General features: G+C 47.7%; 17 protein-coding genes and 1 pseudogene. 4 read left to right on the top strand and 14 right to left on the bottom strand.

What is annotated here, in order from left to right:
- Positions 1-42 precede the first annotated feature (42 nt).
- From glpD to fliI, 5 genes are all read right to left on the bottom strand, one after another.
- Positions 43-1,554, bottom strand: a complete 1,512-nt coding sequence (glpD, locus tag AYK67_RS12585) for a glycerol-3-phosphate dehydrogenase (RefSeq protein WP_068087237.1) — start codon at positions 1,552-1,554, stop codon at positions 43-45.
- A gap of 205 nt (positions 1,555-1,759) precedes the next feature.
- Positions 1,760-4,117 carry a mechanosensitive ion channel domain-containing protein gene (locus tag AYK67_RS12580; RefSeq protein ID WP_068087234.1) on the bottom strand — a complete coding sequence of 786 codons (2,358 nt, stop codon included), beginning with the start codon at positions 4,115-4,117 and terminating at the stop codon, positions 1,760-1,762.
- A 117-nt stretch (positions 4,118-4,234) separates the two neighbouring features.
- Positions 4,235-4,675 (bottom strand): paraquat-inducible protein A, encoded by a 441-nt coding sequence (locus AYK67_RS12575; protein WP_068087231.1) that lies wholly within the window; start codon positions 4,673-4,675, stop codon positions 4,235-4,237.
- Positions 4,676-4,881: 206 nt separating this feature from the next.
- On the bottom strand, positions 4,882-5,289 hold the full coding sequence (fliJ, locus tag AYK67_RS12570) for a flagellar export protein FliJ (protein WP_068087228.1): 408 nt from the start codon (positions 5,287-5,289) through the stop codon (positions 4,882-4,884).
- Between the two features lie 26 nt (positions 5,290-5,315).
- On the bottom strand, positions 5,316-6,641 hold the full coding sequence (gene fliI / locus AYK67_RS12565; RefSeq protein ID WP_068087225.1) for a flagellar protein export ATPase FliI: 1,326 nt from the start codon (positions 6,639-6,641) through the stop codon (positions 5,316-5,318).
- A gap of 364 nt (positions 6,642-7,005) precedes the next feature.
- On the opposite strand from fliI, the gene ctrA reads away from it, so the two are divergent.
- Positions 7,006-7,695, top strand: a complete 690-nt coding sequence (ctrA, locus tag AYK67_RS12560) for a response regulator transcription factor CtrA (protein WP_068087222.1) — start codon at positions 7,006-7,008, stop codon at positions 7,693-7,695.
- Between the two features lie 315 nt (positions 7,696-8,010).
- Here the strand turns inward: ctrA and AYK67_RS12555 are convergent.
- From AYK67_RS12555 to AYK67_RS12525, 7 genes and pseudogenes are all read right to left on the bottom strand, one after another.
- Positions 8,011-8,844 (bottom strand): annotated as a pseudogene (locus AYK67_RS12555) (CheR family methyltransferase); the annotation flags it as partial.
- On the bottom strand, positions 8,841-10,073 hold the full coding sequence (locus AYK67_RS12550; protein ID WP_068087219.1) for a protein-glutamate methylesterase/protein-glutamine glutaminase: 1,233 nt from the start codon (positions 10,071-10,073) through the stop codon (positions 8,841-8,843). The pseudogene AYK67_RS12555 and the gene AYK67_RS12550, both read right to left, overlap by 4 nt.
- Before the next feature lie 20 nt (positions 10,074-10,093).
- A complete protein-coding gene (locus AYK67_RS12545) occupies positions 10,094-10,459 on the bottom strand; it encodes a response regulator (RefSeq protein WP_068087216.1) in 366 nt (121 codons plus the stop codon).
- Positions 10,460-10,496: 37 nt separating this feature from the next.
- A complete protein-coding gene (locus AYK67_RS12540; protein WP_068087213.1) occupies positions 10,497-10,988 on the bottom strand; it encodes a chemotaxis protein CheW in 492 nt (163 codons plus the stop codon).
- Entirely contained in the window at positions 10,985-13,663 is a 2,679-nt protein-coding gene (locus AYK67_RS12535; RefSeq protein ID WP_068087210.1) for a hybrid sensor histidine kinase/response regulator, read from the bottom strand. Before AYK67_RS12535 ends, AYK67_RS12540 begins: the two co-directional genes overlap by 4 nt.
- Positions 13,664-13,811: 148 nt before the next feature.
- Positions 13,812-14,456, bottom strand: coding sequence for a histidine phosphotransferase ChpT (chpT, locus tag AYK67_RS12530; RefSeq protein ID WP_068087207.1), 645 nt, complete (start codon positions 14,454-14,456; stop codon positions 13,812-13,814).
- Positions 14,457-14,525: 69 nt separating this feature from the next.
- Positions 14,526-15,017 (bottom strand): YHS domain-containing (seleno)protein, encoded by a 492-nt coding sequence (locus AYK67_RS12525; protein ID WP_162265106.1) that lies wholly within the window; start codon positions 15,015-15,017, stop codon positions 14,526-14,528.
- 218 nt (positions 15,018-15,235) lie between these two features.
- On the opposite strand from AYK67_RS12525, the gene AYK67_RS12520 reads away from it, so the two are divergent.
- Both AYK67_RS12520 and AYK67_RS12515 read left to right on the top strand, forming a co-directional pair.
- On the top strand, positions 15,236-15,802 hold the full coding sequence (locus tag AYK67_RS12520) for a DUF1134 domain-containing protein (protein ID WP_068087349.1): 567 nt from the start codon (positions 15,236-15,238) through the stop codon (positions 15,800-15,802).
- A 121-nt stretch (positions 15,803-15,923) separates the two neighbouring features.
- Positions 15,924-17,615, top strand: coding sequence for a hypothetical protein (locus AYK67_RS12515; RefSeq protein ID WP_068087201.1), 1,692 nt, complete (start codon positions 15,924-15,926; stop codon positions 17,613-17,615).
- Between the two features lie 13 nt (positions 17,616-17,628).
- On the opposite strand, the gene AYK67_RS12510 is transcribed toward AYK67_RS12515, so the two are convergent.
- A complete protein-coding gene (locus AYK67_RS12510) occupies positions 17,629-18,390 on the bottom strand; it encodes a DeoR/GlpR family DNA-binding transcription regulator (RefSeq protein WP_068087198.1) in 762 nt (253 codons plus the stop codon).
- Positions 18,391-18,781: 391 nt separating this feature from the next.
- Here AYK67_RS12510 and AYK67_RS12505 point away from each other — a divergent pair, with 391 nt between their 5' ends.
- A complete protein-coding gene (locus tag AYK67_RS12505) occupies positions 18,782-18,988 on the top strand; it encodes a hypothetical protein (protein ID WP_156453145.1) in 207 nt (68 codons plus the stop codon).
- Between the two features lie 137 nt (positions 18,989-19,125).
- Here the strand turns inward: AYK67_RS12505 and AYK67_RS12500 are convergent, their stop codons facing one another.
- Positions 19,126-19,323: a YqaE/Pmp3 family membrane protein gene (locus AYK67_RS12500; protein ID WP_338012337.1), complete on the bottom strand. Its 198-nt coding sequence runs from the start codon at positions 19,321-19,323 to the stop codon at positions 19,126-19,128.
- Positions 19,324-19,498: the final 175 nt, after the last annotated feature.

The following is a 19,498-nucleotide window of genomic DNA, read 5'->3' as shown; positions in this document are numbered from 1 at the left end:
TTGTTGTTGTAATAGGCCTAAATGAGAAGAAACAAAAGATCCCTAGTTATTCTTAGGCTCCCCCTGCTGTTCAAGGTAATCTTTGAGTCTGGTTTGATCGCATGCACTTATATGCAGGCCCAACTTGCTGCGCCGCCACAAAACATCCTCCAGTGTTTGCGCCCACTCCTTTGTCTGCATCCAGCGCACCTCACACTCATATAGTTCGCTGCCAAAATGCGTCCCCAGATCATGAATAGTCTTCGCCTTCCCCAAGAGTTGATAGGCATCAAGTCCATAAGCGCGTAGCAAACGTTTTGCCAATGTTGGAGTTAAGAAAGGATAGTTCGCTTCCAGCTCTTTCAGTTTGATGTCAAAATCTTGCGGCGCAAACGCACCGCCTGGCAATGCTGCCTGTGCTGTCCAGGGTTTGTGCCCCTTAGGTAGCAACGGCGAAAGCTTGCCAAGAGCGCTTTCAGCCAAGCGGCGGTAGGTGGTTATTTTACCGCCAAAGATATTCAATAGTGGTGCATCGCCAGATGCGCCCTCAAGCTCAAGCACATAATCGCGCGTGGCCGATTTGGCTTCGCTGGCCCCGTCATCGTATAGCGGGCGTACGCCGGAATAACTATGCACCACATCAGCAGGTGCTACGGTTTTTTTAAAATAGCCACTCACAGCATTACAAAGATAAACGATTTCATCTTGCGATATCTGTATCTTATCCAGATCATCGTTAAAGTCATTATCTGTGGTGCCGATCAAGGTGAAGTTGTGCTCGTAGGGAATAGCAAATACGATGCGGCCGTCCCCTTGCTGAAAAATGAAACAACGGTCATGTTCATAAAGTTTGGGAACAATAATATGGCTGCCCTGAACCAGACGTACCTTGCCCTTGCTGTTTCCTTTCAACGTACTTTGCAGCAACTGCGCAACCCATGGGCCAGCAGCATTTACTAGGCCGCGAGCTTGAATGGTCTCCTCTACACCCGTTAGGTTATGGCGCACTTTGATATGCCAAAGTCCGCTTACCCGTTGCGCAGCAACAACCTCGCAGTTGCGCTGCAACTGTGCACCTTTACTGGCGGCATCTCGTGCGTTCAGTACAACAAGGCGGGCATCGTCTACCCAGCAATCAGAGTATTCAAAACCATGGGTAAACAGCTCTTGCAGGCCCTGCGCGTAGGGGCCTTCGTTGAGCTTAACCGATGATGTGGCGGCTAATAACTTGCGCCCCCCAAGATGGTCGTAGAGAAACAAACCCAAGCGAATGAGCCAGGCCGGACGCAGCTCTTTATGGTGCGGTAAGATGAAACGTAATGGCCATGCAATATGAGGTGCAGCATTCAGCAGGACTTCACGTTCAATCAATGCTTCACGTACCAAGCGAAACGCATAGTACTCTAAATATCGAAGTCCCCCATGAATAAGCTTGGTAGAAGCGGAAGAGGTGGCGCTGGCAAAATCATTTTTTTCAGCCAAATAAACCGAAGCACCACGGCCAGCCGCATCGCGGGCAATCCCGCAGCCATTCACACCGCCACCAATAATAAACAGATCAAAAACTTGAGACATAGAAACAGCTCTACAACTATCAATAATATTCGTTTTACGTGATATCACATAAATATGAAATATAACGAAATTATATGAAAGTCAACGAAACTAAGTGGGCTGCAACAAATCCTGACATTCAAACTGAAACCAACATCACAAAGTAAAAGGAGCGAGCGCATTTTATGCACCCGCTCCTTTTAGCAGAACGTCATTCAAGCTTAAGCTATTCAGCCTCGTTATCAGTTTGTACGGAACTCGGTGCCGACAGCTTACGTTCAGCCTCTTGAGGTATCATAAATTCACTCTCGGATTTAGCGCTATGATAGGTCACTTGTGGGAACGGGATTTCGATACCCCACTCGTCAAATACCTGCTTGAGCTTTTCATTATAAGCCCGGCCAATAGCCCACTGGCTTCCCGGGACTGTTTTAATGCGGGCGCGTAGATCTACCGAAGAGGCCCCAAAGCTGATGATGCCCTGCATTTCCAACTCACCAATAACAGCTCCAGCCTCACCACTCGCCACCAGGCGGGTAAAGGCCTCATGCATACCTTTTTTCGCCAAATCGATATCGGTATCATAACTCACGCCGATAACCGCCACGTGGTAGGCAAAGTCTTTCATAGCATTGGAAACACTATCGACCGCGGAAAACGGAATAATATGTGTGGTGCCCGAAAGGTCGCGTAGTCTGACAGAACGTAGGTTCAAGCGCTCAACTGTTCCGCTAATGCCGGCAACCGTAACAAAATCGCCCTCATTCATGGCATTTTCCAGCTGGATAAAAGCGCCGTTAATCACATCTTGCACCAGCTTTTGCGAGCCAAAAGATACAGCCAAACCAAGCACACCGGCACCCGCTATAAGCGGTGCAATTTCTACACCCAACTCGGAAAGTACCATTAAGACAATTATCACCACCAAAAGAATTGAGAACGCATTACTAAACAGCTTGTATAATGTGCGTTTTCTGGCAGTAACGCCGCTGGCTCTGGCCTCATTAATACTTAAATCAACCCAGCTCATGGCAACCACCCATGCTCCAAGCCCCAGCACGATTATAAGCAATGCAGAAATAATAGCCCCTGTAAAACCGCTTCCCTCCTCTGTCGCCATCCAGGCGAAGGCGCTTACAAGCCCCCAAATTTCCAACAGGCCAAGCAAACCGGCCAAGGCAACCGCCCCGCGTGCAAAAGTAAGTGCAATAGGCAACAACCGGTTAAGGTGCCCTTCCAGCGCCGGTAAGGCGCGTGAAATATCGGCAGAAAGGCGTATCCCTCTACGGCCAATTGCATTGAGTGAGACAATAGCAATGGACGAAATTAGAATGACTACAAGGCTTAAAACACTCTGTACCCCAATAATTGCAGCCGCTTCATATGGCTGTTTGATCCAGACAATAAACAAACCGAGCACATAAGCCAAAGCGACCCAGTGCCAGAGTGTGCCCAAAATTTTCATCAGTGTTCTTGAAAATGTTGTCGTAATGCTTTGTGCTGCATATGTACGAATAGACTGCTGCACACGTTCACGTGAACGCAAAATAGTAACGACCAAATAAACAAGCGTAATGAGAACACAGGTAATACGCACACTATTACCCAAACTCCAGTTCACATTAATATTGATAAGTGGCACCAGCAGCTGCACCCCAAAGCCATATATACCGACCGCAAACAGCAGGTGGCGCACCCAAAAACGCGCTTCTTTTTCTGAAAATGGTAGCAATCGCAACTGAGGGCGGTAAGGCGCGAACGCAAATTTTAACCCAACCCGCACCATCTCTATCAACATGAAGCTATCAAGGGTTAATGTATCTACATACTTAACCGTTTCACCCTCATTCATAATCAGTGCTGCGACCAACCCCACGCCAGATGCAAAAACCACAAGTCCCGCATCAACCAAACTGGTGAGCACCAGCAAAAAACCTTTGAAGAAACTGCTGCGCCCTTCTGCGAATCTTTCTGCTCTGGAAAAAAGCTTTTTTGCAATGCCACGCAATAAAAATGCTGCAACATAAGCTGCCAGTAAAACAACGAAAACTGACTGCAAACCACTCAAAAAGCGCTTGTAACTGCCTGGAACTTCGCCCGAAATCAGGGTTTTATAACCGGAGAGGTCCCCTAGAACTTGTTGGCCAATATAGCTTATCTGCTGAAAAATCCCATGGAGACCATCGCCCAGTTTCGAGGCAAAGCTATCGCTCTTTGGCTTCAGGTTAATCAAAGGCTTGGCGGGGGCTTCTTGAACGACTTCGTCTGCCTCGTTCTCCGGAGGCTGCGCATCTTCGGCCTGCTTGGCGCTTTGTGCATCGGCTTCAACTGCCTTAACGGAGTTACCGCCTCCAGCGCTTTCATCACTGGTCGTTTTTAATGGTTGCCCTTTTCCCGCTTGCGCTTGCAACAGGCCAACCAGTGCTTGTTGCCCTTCTTTCGTCCCTAGAATTTGCTGTAATTGTTCCCGAACAGCGGGACTAATATCGTTTCCCTGCTGAGAGCTGGCTGTTTCTGCCACTGCTGGAACCAAAGAAAGAAAAAAAGCAACAATAAGACAATACGTTTGTAAAAAGAGACGCATCAACCGCAACCCACCGCTATAGCTATAAACCACAGGTTTTAGCTATAGCGATTTATGCAATTCTTGAAAACCAACGATTACTCATTAAACCAACACATATTCCGAGCAGCGTTTGCTTTATTCACTTTGTCTTTGGCATAGAAAAGCTGCAATCGCGCTCAACAGCGTTGCGCCCGCATAAAACCAAAGGCCGGTTTGCACATGGGCTACAGCCAAGCCTGTTGTTTTTGCAGCAAAAATGACCAGAGCAACCAGCATAACGTCCATCATCGACCACTTATTCACCACCGATAACACACGCAGCCAATGCTGTTTACGCCCTTCAACCCCTACCAGGCCCAAAGCTATGATCTTCAATGCCGGTAATACAATGGAAAACAACAGCACCAATGCTGCCAAAAGGGCTTCGCCATCTTTAAAAAGGCCATGAATAATCTGAATTAACGAGGGCGTTTCCTCAAGAAAATACAGCCGTTCCAATTGCAATAAGGGTTGGGTAATGCCTAGGGCAAATAAAAAACCGGTAATTGGCAACAAAAGCCCCAGCAGTATTTGCATGTAACCTCAAATAATTTAACAGTATATGATGCAAAGCCCAATAAAACTAGGAGGTGCTACAAGCAAATGCAAGCCCTTCGCTTCCCTAGAACAGGATATCAATCAGCTCGGGCTAACTTAAAATACAAATGTCCACGCAATAGAATGATACACCACGAATACGAAGATAACTCCATCGAGTTTATATAGGGAGTGTATTGCCGCTATTACCTATTGGCATAGCGGCCGGCAACTTCGTCCATATCTTCTTGTTCGGCGACTTCAATCGCCTGACGATGGCGTGCTTGTTCACGTTGTTCCATGAGTTCGATTTTCTTCAAATCGGCCACAGCTTCCATCAAATCATCCTGAGCTTTACCCAGTTGCTCTTTGAGCTCTTCGGCTGATGTTAAAATGTTATCGCGCCTTTGCGAGGCTGCACGTGCAAAAGTTGGGTAAGCAAAGTGGCTGACATCATCAATCCCCACACGCTTTTGTTCAGATTCTATTTGCTGTTCAAGCTCCAGCGCCATGCGGTCAAAATCTGCCAGCATAGATTCAATTTGTGTTACATGACGCCGCTTTTCATCTACGGCAAATTTCTTCAGCTTCAACAAACCTTCGCGATTCTTCATAGTTCACTCCCTTGTTTGAGGGGAATCTAGGCCAGAGTCATTTCCAAAAGGTTGGCAAGTTGAAAATAACCATCTGATAAACTCGTTTTCTCGGTCTTTTGTTGGGTTAAATAGGCCTCTAAACCATTGTGCAGTGCAATTGCCTCATCAACTTGCGGGTCACTACCTGCCTTATAGGCACCTAATCGAATCAATTCTTCCATATCCGAGTAAGTAGCCATTAACATTTTGGCCCGCCGCAATACGGGTAACACATTCTCTGGTACACAACGCGGCATGGTGCGGGAAACCGATTTAAGCACATTGATGGCAGGATACCGGCCCCGCTCGGCAATGGCCCGTTCCATCACCACGTGACCATCTAAAATACCGCGCACCGCATCGGCGACCGGTTCGTTGTGGTTGTCGCCCTCAACCAGCACCGTAAATAAAGCCGTAATCGCCCCCTCGCCGACCCGCCCCGGTCCGGCGCGCTCCAAAAGCTTGGGAAGTTCGGTAAACACTGTTGGCGTATAACCTTTGGAGGTGGGCGGCTCGCCGATAGAAAGACCGATTTCACGCTGCGCCATGGCAAAGCGTGTCACCGAGTCCATCATACACAACACTTGCTGCCCCTGGTCTCGAAAATATTCGGCTACACTCATGGTTAAATAGGCCGCCTGACGGCGCATCAGCACGCTTTCATCGGATGTGGCCACAACAACAACTGAACGGGCCAGCCCTTCCGGCCCCAAATCATCTTCTATGAATTCTTGGACTTCGCGCCCGCGCTCGCCAATCAGCCCGATAACCGAAACTTCCGCCTGCGCATTGCGTGCCAACATGGACATGAGCACCGATTTACCAACGCCAGACCCGGCAAAAATACCAAGGCGCTGTCCCTGACAACAAGTTACGAAACTGTTAAGAGCCCGCACGCCAAGGTCCAAAACACCGCCCACACGGGCCCTTTCAGCCGCTCCCGGTGGTTTTTCACGGAGCATTTTTGGGGTTGACCCATTTACCAATGGTCCCTTGCCATCGATCGGTTGGCCCAATGCGTTAACCACTCGCCCAAGCCAAGAAGGTGCCGGATGCACCATAGAATCACGCTGGTCGAGATATGCCTTGGCCCCCTGTCGAATACCCTCAATACTTTCAAAGGGCATACACAATGCAATGCCCCCTCGAAAGCCAACAACTTCGGCCTGAATGCGAGCAAAACCCTCCCTTAATTCTATTAGTAAACGTGAACCGACACTCATTTCATGTACCGGTCCGCACACTTCTATCAAAAGCCCTTTAACTGCTTCAACACGCCCGTAAATTTCGGTTGGGAGGGTGGCTTCAACTTCTGCCAGCAATGCGTCCAAAACTGATTCCCTATTAATATTTTTTTTCGCTTGGTAACTTATCGTTTACGCTTCTGGTGAATGTTATTGGGGAAAGTTTTTTGCAACGGGTAAATCGTGATGAATACCGGATACGTAAAAGCTTAGCCCGCTCATTGGTGTAACGTAGCGGACCTCAGTGTATCCCTTGTTTTTCACGGTCTCCACAGGACCTTGCCAGTTGTACCCAGAAGACTGACAGGCTGCTTTTCAAAAGGCTTGCTAGTGCGAATCAAGTTCTGTTAACCATAAGCTCATTCAGTGAGTCGGTTAAAAGCATTCCTTCGCAACGGTACGCGTTTATGGCCGGCGCGACAGCCCGGAAAGGCAACACGAGGGGATTAATATGCGTGTATTGTTGATTGAAGATGACAGTGCCACGGCACAAAGCATTGAGCTAATGCTCAAGTCAGAAAATTTCAACGTCTACACAACAGACCTAGGCGAAGAAGGTATCGACCTTGGCAAGCTGTATGATTACGACATCATCATGCTTGATCTGAACCTACCGGATATGTCCGGCTATGAGGTTTTAAGAACGCTAAGGCTGTCAAAGGTGAAGACGCCAATTCTAATCCTGTCAGGTTTGGCAGGAATTGAAGACAAGGTTAGAGGTCTTGGCTTTGGTGCTGATGACTATATGACCAAACCGTTTCATAAAGACGAGTTGATTGCCCGAATCCATGCCATTGTGCGCCGTTCTAAAGGCCATGCGCAATCGGTTATTGTGACCGGAGATCTAACCGTTAATCTTGATACCAAAACTGTTGAGGTCAATGGCCAACGTGTCCATTTGACCGGCAAAGAGTATCAGATGTTGGAGTTGCTTTCCTTGCGCAAAGGCACAACGCTCACCAAGGAAATGTTCTTAAATCACCTTTATGGTGGCATGGACGAACCGGAACTGAAGATTATCGATGTGTTTATTTGTAAGCTGCGTAAAAAGCTGGCTTCTGCTGCATCTGGCAAAAACTACATCGAAACCGTCTGGGGCCGCGGGTACGTTTTACGTGAACCTGAAGAAAAAGCAGCTTAAGTTAAATACTTGCTGACTATCAACAAAGGGCCGCATTCGAAGCGGCCCTTTTGAGTTCAAAATAACTATTAAAAGGGCAGACTAGCCTTTATTACTGCTTTGCGCATTTAAACGCCGCAAGCTATCTAAACTGGCATTCAGCTTCTCACGGTCAAATTTTTGAGGCTTATCAGGTGCACTGGCTGAATTCGTCCGCATAGTATTTTGTGTAGCAGGCGTATTTGTTGCAGGACTGCTAAAAGAAGGTACGTGTGGTTTGCCAACAGCAGGCCGTGCAGATATCGGTTCCGCCTTTAAGCTATTTGCCATCTTTTGTGGCTCTGGTTGCTTGCCTGCACTTTGTTTTGGCCTGTAAAGCCCGCGCATATGTGGCACCGGCTCAAACTGGTCGGTAAGACCAACAACCGTTTCTGCAGCACCCAAAACCAAATAACCATCCGCAGGAATAAGCTTGGCCAACCGATTGAGGATATCAATTTTCGTGGGTTGATCAAAATAGATCAGCACATTTCGGCAAAACACGATATCGAATTCACCCAAATGCGAGAAGTTCTCTAACAAATTCAAAAACTTCCATTGCACCATAGCCCGCAAATCGTTTGAAACCTGCCAGATTTCCCCTTGTTGCGTAAAGTACTTCATGAGCATCTGAATAGGTAGCCCGCGCTGTACTTCAAATTGGCTATACTGCCCAAGTCGTGCTTTATCTAGCACTTCCTTGGAGATGTCGGTGCCCAAAATATCGAATTGATAGCTGCTCGTTTTAATCTTGTTCTCACGCAAGATCATCGCAAGCGAATATGGCTCTTGACCGGTTGATGCGGCCGAACACCAAATACGTATTTTCTTGCGTGCTGCACGCTTTTCCAAAAGCTTGGGCAGCATTTCTTCTTTAAAGTGCTCAAATGGCGTTTTATCCCGAAAGAAAAACGATTCATTTGTCGTCATTGCTTCAACAACGTCTTCTTGAAGCTGTTTTGTACCCGGCTTACGCAGGCTATTGATCAACTCGCTTAAAGAAGCAAGATCGTGACGACGCGCGACAGGAACAAGGCGGCTTTCAACCAAATATTGCTTTTCATTGGATAAAACCAAGCCCGAGCGACTCTTTAGAAAACCTCTTAAAAATTCATATTCAGAAGTAATCAACGCAGCGCTCCCTCAAGTATTCCTGATACACGTCCACCAATTTGGTCAAGCGGTAACACTTCGTTGCAGTTCCCTGTTCTTGCTGCAGCACCCGGCATACCCCAGACAACACTGGAATATTCATCTTGCGCAATAATTGCACCGCCCTGTGCTGCAATGTGGTTAACCCCCTCTGCACCATCTGCCCCCATGCCAGTCAGCATGAGCGCCAGAGAAGATGAGCCATATACTTCGGCAACGCTTTGGAACAATGGCTCAACAGAAGGGCGACAAAAATTAATGGGTGCACTATCGCTCAAACGTGCAACAACACCGTGCGCGCTTTGTGCCACAGACAAATGGATACCGCCCGGAGCCACATAGATAACCCCGTTTTGCAGCAGCTCGTCATTTTCCGCCTCTTTAGCCGGAACGCCGACACTTTTTTGCAAATGCTCTGCCAAAATTGTCGTAAAAGTTCGTGGCATATGCTGCGTAATCACCACCGGAACACGCGAGATTGCACCCTTCATATCGCCAAGGACTTTTAAAAGAGCTTGCGGCCCCCCCGTTGAACTTCCAATGGCCACAATGCGCGGCACAGTACGCCCGTAAGGACGGGTGGTGAAATTCGGACCCTCGGCCTCTGCGCGGGCTTTTGCCATTTGCAGAGCTTGGCGGGCGTCAATCCGGCTGGCCCGCACCGGAGAAGCGGCTGTGCTTTGCTGGGTTTTCTGCCCTGCACTGGTTTCAACACGCATCCGCCTTGAGGATTGCAAAGCACGACGCTTTTCGGCGCGTCGTCCTTTAATGCGCCCCAGTCCTTTAAGCTTTTCAATTAATTCACGGCGAAACTCTAAGGACGTGCTGGTTTGTGCCGTTGTTTCAGGTTTCCCCACATAGTCCGTCGCTCCTAAAGAAAGGGCGCGCAAACTCACCGCCGCATTGCGATGCGTTAACGTGGAGGCCATAACAACGGTTAAATCCGGTTGTTTTTTCAACAGCAACGGCAAGGCTGTCAGCCCGTCCATTACCGGCATTTCGATGTCAAGCACGACAACATCAGGCGCAGCTTGCTCTAAACCATCAACAGCAAGCTGCCCATTGCGGAACGTTGCAACAACGCTCAACTCTGGCTCTTCCCCGATCCAGCGGCTAAACAGCCCCCGAATAACAACGGAATCGTCCACAATCATAACCCGGATGGGCGCAGCATCACCACCGGTTGAAGCTTTTTTAGATTCCAACATTCCCAAGGGCCCACACCCAGCTAAATAAGACCAACCTCTTGAAACTTAGCTTCCATAATCTCCTTATCGAAGGGTTTCATAATATACTCATTAGCACCGGCGTTCATGGCCTGTACAATATGCGACATATCATTTTCTGTAGTACAAAATACAACCACAGGTGCCGCACCAGCCTCGAGAGTTCTTAGCTTTTGCAGGAACTCCATGCCATCCATCACTGGCATATTCCAATCCAGCAGTACCGCTTCCGGCATTTTGTTCAAACACGCATCTAATGCCTGTTGACCATCAGCCGCTTCGACCACTTCAAACCCCATATCCTCAAGAATTCGGCGGGCAACTTTACGGATTACTGTAGAATCGTCAACGACGAGACATTGCTTCATCAATTATTACCTTTGATATAATAGCTCTACCGCCAGCTTATGCGGCTTTAGGCTCGATAAGCGAAGAAAGCAAACGATCAACATCAATAATAACCATTAGCTGGCCAGAGAGGCGGTGAACACCACCAGAGATTTCTGCCCAACGCTTATCAAGGTTTGAAGGATTCGCTTCTTGCTCGCGCTTAGGAAGATTCAATACTTCCCCAACCGTGTCGATGACAAGACCAAAGGATTCGCCTTTATGCTCAATTCCCACAGCCATTATATCTTTTGTGTCCTCGAGCGGCGGCAATTGCAACCTGCGACGCATATTGATTGCTGTTACAATTCTGCCGCGCAGATTCAAAACCCCCTCCACTTCTCGCGGAGCTAAAGGTACGCGGGTGACTTGTTCGGGAACAAAAACGTCATGAACGCGTGAGATGGGCAGTCCAAACAACTGCCCGCCAATCATTACCGTCACATATTGAATGTGTTCGCCAGCACCTTGAACAACGTCAATGACTTCAGCACCTAAATTGTTACTCACGCGGCAACTCCCATTTCACCTGTCAACGCATCTTTAAGCGCTGCAATAAGACCTGGACGATCAAACTTCGCCACATAATCATCAAACCCAGCCTGACGACCCTTTTCGATAGATGCTGGTGTCACAACAGCAGACAGGGCTATAATCGGTAGATGACGGTTCTTCGGATCGCGTCGTACCGCCTCACAGAAGTCATAGCCATTAATTTCAGGCATCTCGATATCTGTCACCACAGCACCAAAGGTTATGCCTTGCGAGAGTGTCTCAAGGGCCTCTTCAGCGCTTGCACAAACTGTGACATCGTAACCCGCTGCTTTTAATACTGGCGTTAGCATATTTCTAAAGAACGAGCTGTCATCAACAAACAAAATCTCACGTATTGGATCGGCAGATTCGATTTGCTTACGCATGAACCAGTCTTCAAAGGCCAATGGCAGATAATGACCAAGATCCAGCACTTCGGTCGCTTTTTCTTTGATAACCGCAGAACCAAGGACGCCTGGACGCTCCGAGACCACTTCGATGTTCAAGCGGTCTTCAACAATATCGACAATCTCGTCAACAACCAGCCCCATTGAGCGGCCACTATCAGAGAACACCAACATAGGCTGCGTACCTTCGTCTTTATGGCTGGCCGTTTCATTCACGTAAACCAGTGGCATCAATGTACCGCGGTACTGAACGAGATCACGTCCATTGGAGCGCTCAATCTGCGCCACGTCAAACTCTTCAAGACGTGTGACAAGTGATAGCGGCACAGCTTTTGGCTCATGTGTACCAGCGCGGAATAGCAGCAGTGATACTTTGCCATCCTCTTCACTTACCGCCATGGACTTCTCGGCGATTGCATCGACACTATTATCAACCATACCAGAAGAAGCATCGCTTGCCATAGCAGCCGCAACACCATTCGGGTCAATAATCATGATCACCGAGCCATCACCCAAAATGGTGTTGCCCGAGAACATATCCAAGTTACGCAACATGGACGACATAGGTTTCACAACGATTTCTTCTGTATGGAAGACACCGTCAACCACCACACCGTAAGTATGGCTACCAACCTGCATCACGACGATGAAGCCATTGTCCGCATCCAGCTCTTCTTCGTGGTCATCGAAACCGAGCAAGGTTGACATATGAACCAGCGGCAACAGCTTGTTACGCAAGCGCAGCACCGGACGATCCTTAATACGTTCGATGCGATGCTCGGAATTGTTATGCACCCGAACCAACTCGACAACGGACAATTGCGGAATAGCAAACCGGTCACCACTCACTTCAACAATCAGTGAGGAAACAATGGCCAATGTCAGTGGAATCTTAATGGTGAACGTTGTGCCCTTACCCTGAACAGAGCGCAAATCAATGGTCCCACCAATCTGCTCCACATTGGTACGCACCACATCCATGCCCACGCCACGCCCAGAAACGCTGGTGACAGAGCTTGCTGTCGAGAAACCGGCGGCGAAAATGAACTTCTGGATCTGTGGATCCGACATTTTCTCCAGTTCAGCCTCAGTGACCAAACCGTTCTTCAGTGCCTTGGCCTTAATCCCATCAAGGTTAAGCCCACGCCCATCGTCAGCCACTTCAATAAGAATATGGCCACCTTCGTGATACGCTGACAGGGTGATTTTACCCTTTTCCGGCTTGCCGGCAGCAATACGCTCAGGCGTTGTTTCAAGACCATGATCTGCCGAATTGCGAATCATGTGTGTGAGAGGATCTTTAATCAGCTCCAGCACCTGCCGATCCAGCTCGGTATCGGCACCTTGCATATCCAGCTCAATGGTTTTATTGAGATCTTGCTGCAAGTCACGCACAATTCGTGGCAATTTCTGCCATGCCGAACCAATCGGCTGCATGCGGGTTTTCATCACCCCTTCTTGCAACTCGGCGGTGACATTAGACAGTCGTTGTAGCGGAACCTTGAATTCACTCTCTTCTTGACGACGGGAGATTTCCAACAGCTGATTTCGGGTTAACACCAGCTCGGAAACCATAGTCATCAGGTCTTCAAGCGTATCAACAGCGACACGAATAGACTGGCTGGAAACACTTTTACCAGAGCCTGCAGCGCTGGTATTTACCTTAGTTTCGTGCTCATGATCATGGTCATGATCGTGATCGGCATCATTTGAATTGGCTGCCACAACCGGCTTAACCTCTTCAACCTCGGCCTCTTGGAATGCGCGCTCCAACTCTTCAAGCGAAACTTCACCGGGGCGTAGCGGACGTTCAATTGATTGCCCTCCAGATGCCGGAGCAGCAGCGGCTGGGGCCTCTGCCATAACAGCATTTTCCGAAAGGAACTCAAGTTTATCAATCAAATCGCGGTCTTCGCCCTGAGGCTCTTGCCCCCCTGACGCCTCAAGCTCTGCGAGGATTTCTTTAATACGGTCAATGGTTGTTAAAACCAACGTCACCGCCTCTGGGGTAACGGTCGCGCCATCGCGAAATTTCCCCATCAAGGTTTCTGAGGCATGCGCCAGCGCTTCTAGGCGTGGCAGCCCCAGAAAGCCGCAGGTACCTTTAATTGTATGTACGAGGCGAAAAATGTTATTGAGGATCTTGGCGTTGTTTGGCTCTTGCTCAAACTTCACCAGCTCAACGTCAACAACATCAAGACTCTCGTTTGTCTCGGTAAGGAACTCACTGAGAAGCTCGTCCATGGCCTTTTCTCACTCAATTCTTTTAGGGATATCCAGCCAAAACAGACCTTGACTAAATTCACCAGATAAAACCAGCAGTGTTTATACTTTTACAACTATTTAACACAGGTTGAAAGCAGGGTGAATTAGGGTTTTAAAATAATTGTATTCACACTGCAGAATTTGCCGTATAAACAATAGTTTCCTCTGTCTTTATTGCCTCAAGCTGTATGTTTTCCTCGCGCGCAAGCAAGTATGTGTAAACTGGTTGTATCGTATGGGCATCAATACGTTCTGGCTCATTTCCGCCAAAAACTTCCGCAACTACGGCTGGTATACGAGCGTTTTTCCCCTCAACTGTTACTTTATAACCACTCAAACTGTCTCCCGCTTCTTCGCTAACAGTTATTAAGCCTCCTCTGGGGATACTTGCGGTTGCAATCAAAACAATATTTAGAATCAGTTTGATTTGATTTTTCGGCAACAGCTTTCGCGGCACCTGCCAATTCAACTCCGCTTTCTCGCTATTCATGTAGCCCAGAGCCACTGATTCGGCATCACCGCTGTCGATTTCAGCACCTGCTGATCCGGCGGCGCCAAATGCAATGCGGGCAAATTGAAGTTTGGCCGACGCTTGAGCTGCGGACTTGCGAATTAAGTCCATGGCAAACTCTGCCATGTCTGCACCACTGTCTTCATCAAGAACTTCAAGACCATTCGAAATAGCGCCTACAGGGCTAATAATGTCATGACAAACTCGGCTGGCAATTAATGCAGCCAAATCCAGTGAAGTTAACTTTTGGTAATGCGCCATTAACGATCCTGTTCCCTGTTTCGATTGGTTCAGTTTTGCCACTGCATAGCAGAAGGTCATAGTTTAAATTTATTGCCCATAACGGCACCCATCGTGCTTTTTATCTCTTACAGCCGAATTCCAAAAATCATGCGGGTCTGAGAAAAAAAGATACCTGTTCGCACGGGAATAAAACAAGAGCAATCGTTTCTGGTAAATGGCAAAAATGCGTGGATTACCCTGCGCAACATGTCCATCCGCCAAAGCAAAGGGGTCACATCCTGCAAATACTGGCGCATAAACCCGGGGAGCTTGCATAAACGCAGCCATATTGCCTTCCGAGCGGAACCGCCACAAAACATTTTGCCAACTGAGTTCATACTCTCGTGACCCGCTCACCGCCGCCTTTTGTAATTGATAGGCAACCGGGTCGTAACCATGAAGCGCAAGCCGCTGCGCTCTGGGTGCACTATACGCAAACCCGCTGATCGGAAGAGTTATTATTATGCAAATAACTAGAGCCCACCACAGTTTCGCCAATAATCTGTAGAAATCTAAACCCAGTTTTCGAGTATTGTCCATCAACCCCATCACTTGTGCTAGTTGTATATTTAACCGCTTAAACAGTGTGCACACGAGCTGCCCGTAACTCTTGGTCAAATTCATGATTCTGGCATAATTTTAGGCAGCAGATAACATTGAAAACCACATTTTGTAGAAGCAGAAAACCCCGACGCTTCTCTCATAAGGAGTAATGCCCTATGGTATTTAAGGCGTTAATTTATTCATGGAAAACAAATATGGCCATAGCTTTCGCGTTTTGCTTGGCCTTTTTTTCAATACAAGCGCCTGCTTGGGCGCAATATGCCAACCAGCAAAATGCACAGACATATCATCAAAATGATATTGTGAATGCAGGACACCGGTTCTTTGGAAGCCTCTCTTCCGGGTTGGCCGAAGTGGTTCAGTCGGCCATGAGCAAATATGGCGAACCAAACGGCTATATACTTGGCGAAGAAGGTTCGGCCGCCTTTTTTGCCGGCGCAAGCTATGGCGAGGGTGTGCTATACACAAGAAATGCAGGCAATCATACAGTATTCTGGCAAGGTCCTTCTCTGGGCTGGGATATGGGGGGCGACGGCAACCGTGTCATGATGCTCGTGTACAACTTACCCTCAATTGATGCACTCTATCGCCGTTATGTGGGCATTAAAGGCGCTGCATACCTTGTTGGCGGCTTCTCTATGCAGGTTCTTTCCAACAACAAAATCAATATTGTACCTGTTAGAACCGGTATGGGTGCAAGACTCGGTGTAAATATGGGATATTTGAAATTTACTAGGGAGCCAACCTGGAACCCGTTCTGATATAAGAAACCCAATAACCTTTATTTAGGTTTGGCTGTTTAAGCTAAAACATCTCTGGCCAGTTTGGCACAGGGAAGTAGATTTTGTTTGGCAGCGACAAAAAACAGATTGGGTTCGCTTAGTGATTGAGACAGTACTATATATTTCGCTCGGCTTTTTAACCGCCAGTATCCTTGGCCTTGCCGCACTCCCGTTTGTCTGGGGCCGTGCGGTAAGGCTAACGCGCAATGCACTCGAGGCTGCGAATCCGGTAACCCATTCACGCGCGACAATGGCCCGCGATTATATGCGGGCACAAGCCGCGATTAGCGAACATAAGCTAAATACACGTTTGCGCCACACAGCCGATAAACTAGCTTTACAACGCGCACAAACGGGGCGCGCCGAGGCACATGCTGCAGAAATGCAGATGGAAATAAAAAAACTCAAACAAGAAATAATCAACGCCCAACAAGAGATAGATAACCTCAAAACTCAAGGTGGCGCTAACAAGGGCCGCGTGCGTACACTCATTGATAGCTTGAGTAAGGCACCTGAGCTACAGCAAGAAACCAAGAGTAACGAGCAAGAAAATACACCAAAAGCCAAGCCTCTAAAGGCGTCACCAGCCCGAAAATCAAAACCGCATACAGCAGACATGAGCCGCAGGGACCGGCGTGCACAAGAGAGTAACAACAGGCGCAGTAAGAATAACAAAAAGCAATTACACCCACGCAATACAAAACAACCAAACACCAAGGTGAAGGCTGCAGCCAGCAAGAAGAACACACTGGCCAACACAAAAAAAACGACAGACAAAGCCCCGAAAGCCAAAGAGAAGTTTGAAAATGCACTGGCAACGATACGCAGCCGCATTCAAAAAGCCCGGGAAAGCTTCACACTTGCTACCCAGCAGACTCATACAAATAGGCTGGAGAAAATTGAACCAGCTGCCGTTGAAGCGACTATAGGTACCCAGAAGAACAACCAGCCTATAAAACTGGAAGAAAACGAATCAGCGCAGGCCCAAAAGACGGAAGTGGTAACCAAGGCAAGCCAGCAAGATGCTAACAAGGGATCTGTAGCTAAAAGCACAAAGATTGCGCTAACACCACCGAGTGATTTGACTTCCACAAGCATAGAGGCGGAAGAACTTGAAACTTCAAAGGGCACTGATACCCCTTCTCTAACAGCTCCGGTATCTTCAAACGAGCAGCCCCAACAAATAATGCAAGAAGCAAATGATGAAGAGCAACAAACGGCCCAAAAACTTGAGGAAACATCGAACCTAATTAAAGAAATCATACTTGTAGAGGGGCATGACGAAAAACCAATCGCCAATCACGCTTTGCACACCGCGGTGCAAAGCACAAACGATAACGCTATGGACGAAAACTTGCCTACCCAGCTACAAGCACCAGCATCTTCCCCAGATAGTGACGAAAATAGCACTCCTACTCTAGCAGGTACCAGCGATAACAATAATGCCCCTGCTTTGGATGACAAACAACAGCCACTGGGAACACAAGAAGAAGAAAAAACAGAGTTACCTGCCGTTGCTATCGAGCTCACCGAGCTATCAGAAAAACAACCGACACCGGAAGAAGATAGAATTGTGCGTGAAGAGCTTAAAGACCTTGCAGCCCAATTAGCTGTTAAGGCATTAAGCGCGAACCCCGATCTTGAGAAGAAGATTGACGGGATTATGAATAATATAAATGATCTGAAAAAAGTCGGCTCTAGAACATCGCAATCGAAACGTGATCACCAAGATAACTTGGCACAACGCATTGAAAAATATCGCAGCAAATCTGCAGCGTCAGGCAAAAAATAACTTACCACTCAAATTACAAGCAAGCTTCGATGAGTGTGAGATCAAAGCGCTCAAGCCAACTGTCTTTCAGCCACTCAGGCCTTGTATCCATTATTAAAGTATCCACTTGGGCAAGGCTGCCAATGCGCACAGGTGCAGTGCGCTCAAACTTGCTCTGGTCGGCCACAAGAATAACATGGCGCGCATTCTCAATAATGGCCTGTGCTACCTTTACCTCCCGATAATCATAGTCTAGCAATGCCCCTTCCCGGTCCAAAGCAGAAGCCCCGATGATCGCATAATCAACTTTAAACTGCTTGATAAAGTCGACCGCTGCCTCCCCCACAATACCGCCATCACTCGTTCGCACCACCCCTCCTGCAACCACAACTTCGATTTCCGGGCACACCCGCAGCGTCGCCGCCACATTCAAGTTGTTTGTTATCACCATTAACTGGTGATGCGTCTTCAGCGCCTGCGCAACCGCTTCTGTTGTTGTTCCGATATTGATAATAAGTGAAGCACCATTTGGTATTTGCTCTGCAGCACGCCTTCCAATACTCTCCTTCTCCATACCAGCAAGTGACTGGCGCGCACCATAGCCAACATTCTGCCCACCGAAGTTAAGAATTGCCCCTCCATGCACACGGGCCAAAACGCCCTCATCGCAAAGCTGGTTCAAATCCTTGCGGATCGTTTGCGGGCTAACCTGAAATCGCTTTGCTAAATCGTCAACAAGAACGGTGCCGTTTTCTCTGGCTAAATCAAGAATCGTTAAATGGCGTGCAATCAGCAAAACTCATTCTCCTGTGAATTTTTGGGCGATTATCCATTGTATTTTAGTAAGTAGAAACAACGAATACGTTACGTTAAGCAAATTACTCCGATTGCTTTAAATAGTTTTTCTTCTAGGATGTCATTGATTGGAAAAAGCAAATTTATGGGTCATGAATATTTCATGATTTTCCACTTGCAGACCCCCAATCATCGTGCGTAATAATACGCTCCGATCTCGTAAACAATATGAATTTTGGCCTCCCAACCATTTTCATGATGTTCGGTTTGCTGCAAGCTCTCCTAACGAGATCACGCTTAGAGGAGTAGAAGTTGCAATGCATGTGCAAGTAAAGCACCAACAGTCAACTCTAAGCTCTAGAAAACAAGATAATAATGGGGCTAAGAGTTCAATGCCTAGCGCACAACCAGCCGAAACCGGGTTTTGCATTGATGGCATCGACGAACTACGCGAGCTGAATAACCAAATGAAGGCCAGCTGGTCATCATTAACGCCAGAGCAAAGTTCTTCCCACTCGGATGAGCCGCTTTGGAATGAGGTTGAAGGCAAAAAAGAAGACCACCACTTGGGCGCTGGCCTAGGCGGGCGGTGGTTCTAAAACCTTAATTCAGGCGCCAAACCACAAAATAGTGCACACACTGCCCTAGCTTTAAAAGCCAGTTTATGGAGCTCAACAGCCCCATAAACTGTTTATCTGTATGATCGACCTTTAGCTTAAATCGCGAAACACGAACTCTAAACAGCTTTAGCAGCCTGTTGCTCTTGCATTTTCTGTATTTTCTTGTCCGTCTTATACTGTGATAAAGCATAGACAGCCCAAATGGCCGCCGGTATCCATCCAATAAGCGTCATTTGCAATAATAAACAGGCTATCCCTTGGAGTGGCCGCTTGATGGTAAAAAACACCACAAATGGCAAAAACAGTGCCAACAGTAACCTAATGGCATCCCCTCCTTCTTTAGTAAAATTTATCTAGAGTTGTAAAATGCATGCCTTTAGCATATTATGCCAATTTTACGTAGGGTCAATTTAACTAAAGAATAAGACAGGAATCGTCTTGCCTGTTCTTCAAAACAATCAAGACAACGACTAATTCCATGCCATGCAC

Origin of the sequence: Polycladidibacter stylochi, from assembly GCF_001562055.1 — a bacterium.
Taxonomy (GTDB): domain Bacteria; phylum Pseudomonadota; class Alphaproteobacteria; order Rhizobiales; family Stappiaceae; genus Pseudovibrio; species Pseudovibrio stylochi.
The sequence above is the reverse complement of the archived record's forward strand: the minus strand, read 5'-3'. Positions and strand labels throughout refer to the sequence as shown.

Coding starts and splice junctions, on each gene's coding strand:
- glpD (WP_068087237.1), bottom strand. CDS start 1,554: ATGTCTCAAGTTTTTGATCTGTTTATTATTGGTGGCGGTGTGAATGGC.
- AYK67_RS12580 (WP_068087234.1), bottom strand. CDS start 4,117: ATGCGTCTCTTTTTACAAACGTATTGTCTTATTGTTGCTTTTTTTCTT.
- AYK67_RS12575 (WP_068087231.1), bottom strand. CDS start 4,675: ATGCAAATACTGCTGGGGCTTTTGTTGCCAATTACCGGTTTTTTATTT.
- fliJ (WP_068087228.1), bottom strand. CDS start 5,289: ATGAAGAATCGCGAAGGTTTGTTGAAGCTGAAGAAATTTGCCGTAGAT.
- ctrA (WP_068087222.1), top strand. CDS start 7,006: ATGCGTGTATTGTTGATTGAAGATGACAGTGCCACGGCACAAAGCATT.
- AYK67_RS12550 (WP_068087219.1), bottom strand. CDS start 10,073: ATGTTGGAATCTAAAAAAGCTTCAACCGGTGGTGATGCTGCGCCCATC.
- AYK67_RS12545 (WP_068087216.1), bottom strand. CDS start 10,459: ATGAAGCAATGTCTCGTCGTTGACGATTCTACAGTAATCCGTAAAGTT.
- AYK67_RS12535 (WP_068087210.1), bottom strand. CDS start 13,663: ATGGACGAGCTTCTCAGTGAGTTCCTTACCGAGACAAACGAGAGTCTT.
- chpT (WP_068087207.1), bottom strand. CDS start 14,456: ATGGCGCATTACCAAAAGTTAACTTCACTGGATTTGGCTGCATTAATT.
- AYK67_RS12525 (WP_162265106.1), bottom strand. CDS start 15,017: ATGGACAATACTCGAAAACTGGGTTTAGATTTCTACAGATTATTGGCG.
- AYK67_RS12520 (WP_068087349.1), top strand. CDS start 15,236: ATGGCCATAGCTTTCGCGTTTTGCTTGGCCTTTTTTTCAATACAAGCG.
- AYK67_RS12505 (WP_156453145.1), top strand. CDS start 18,782: ATGCCTAGCGCACAACCAGCCGAAACCGGGTTTTGCATTGATGGCATC.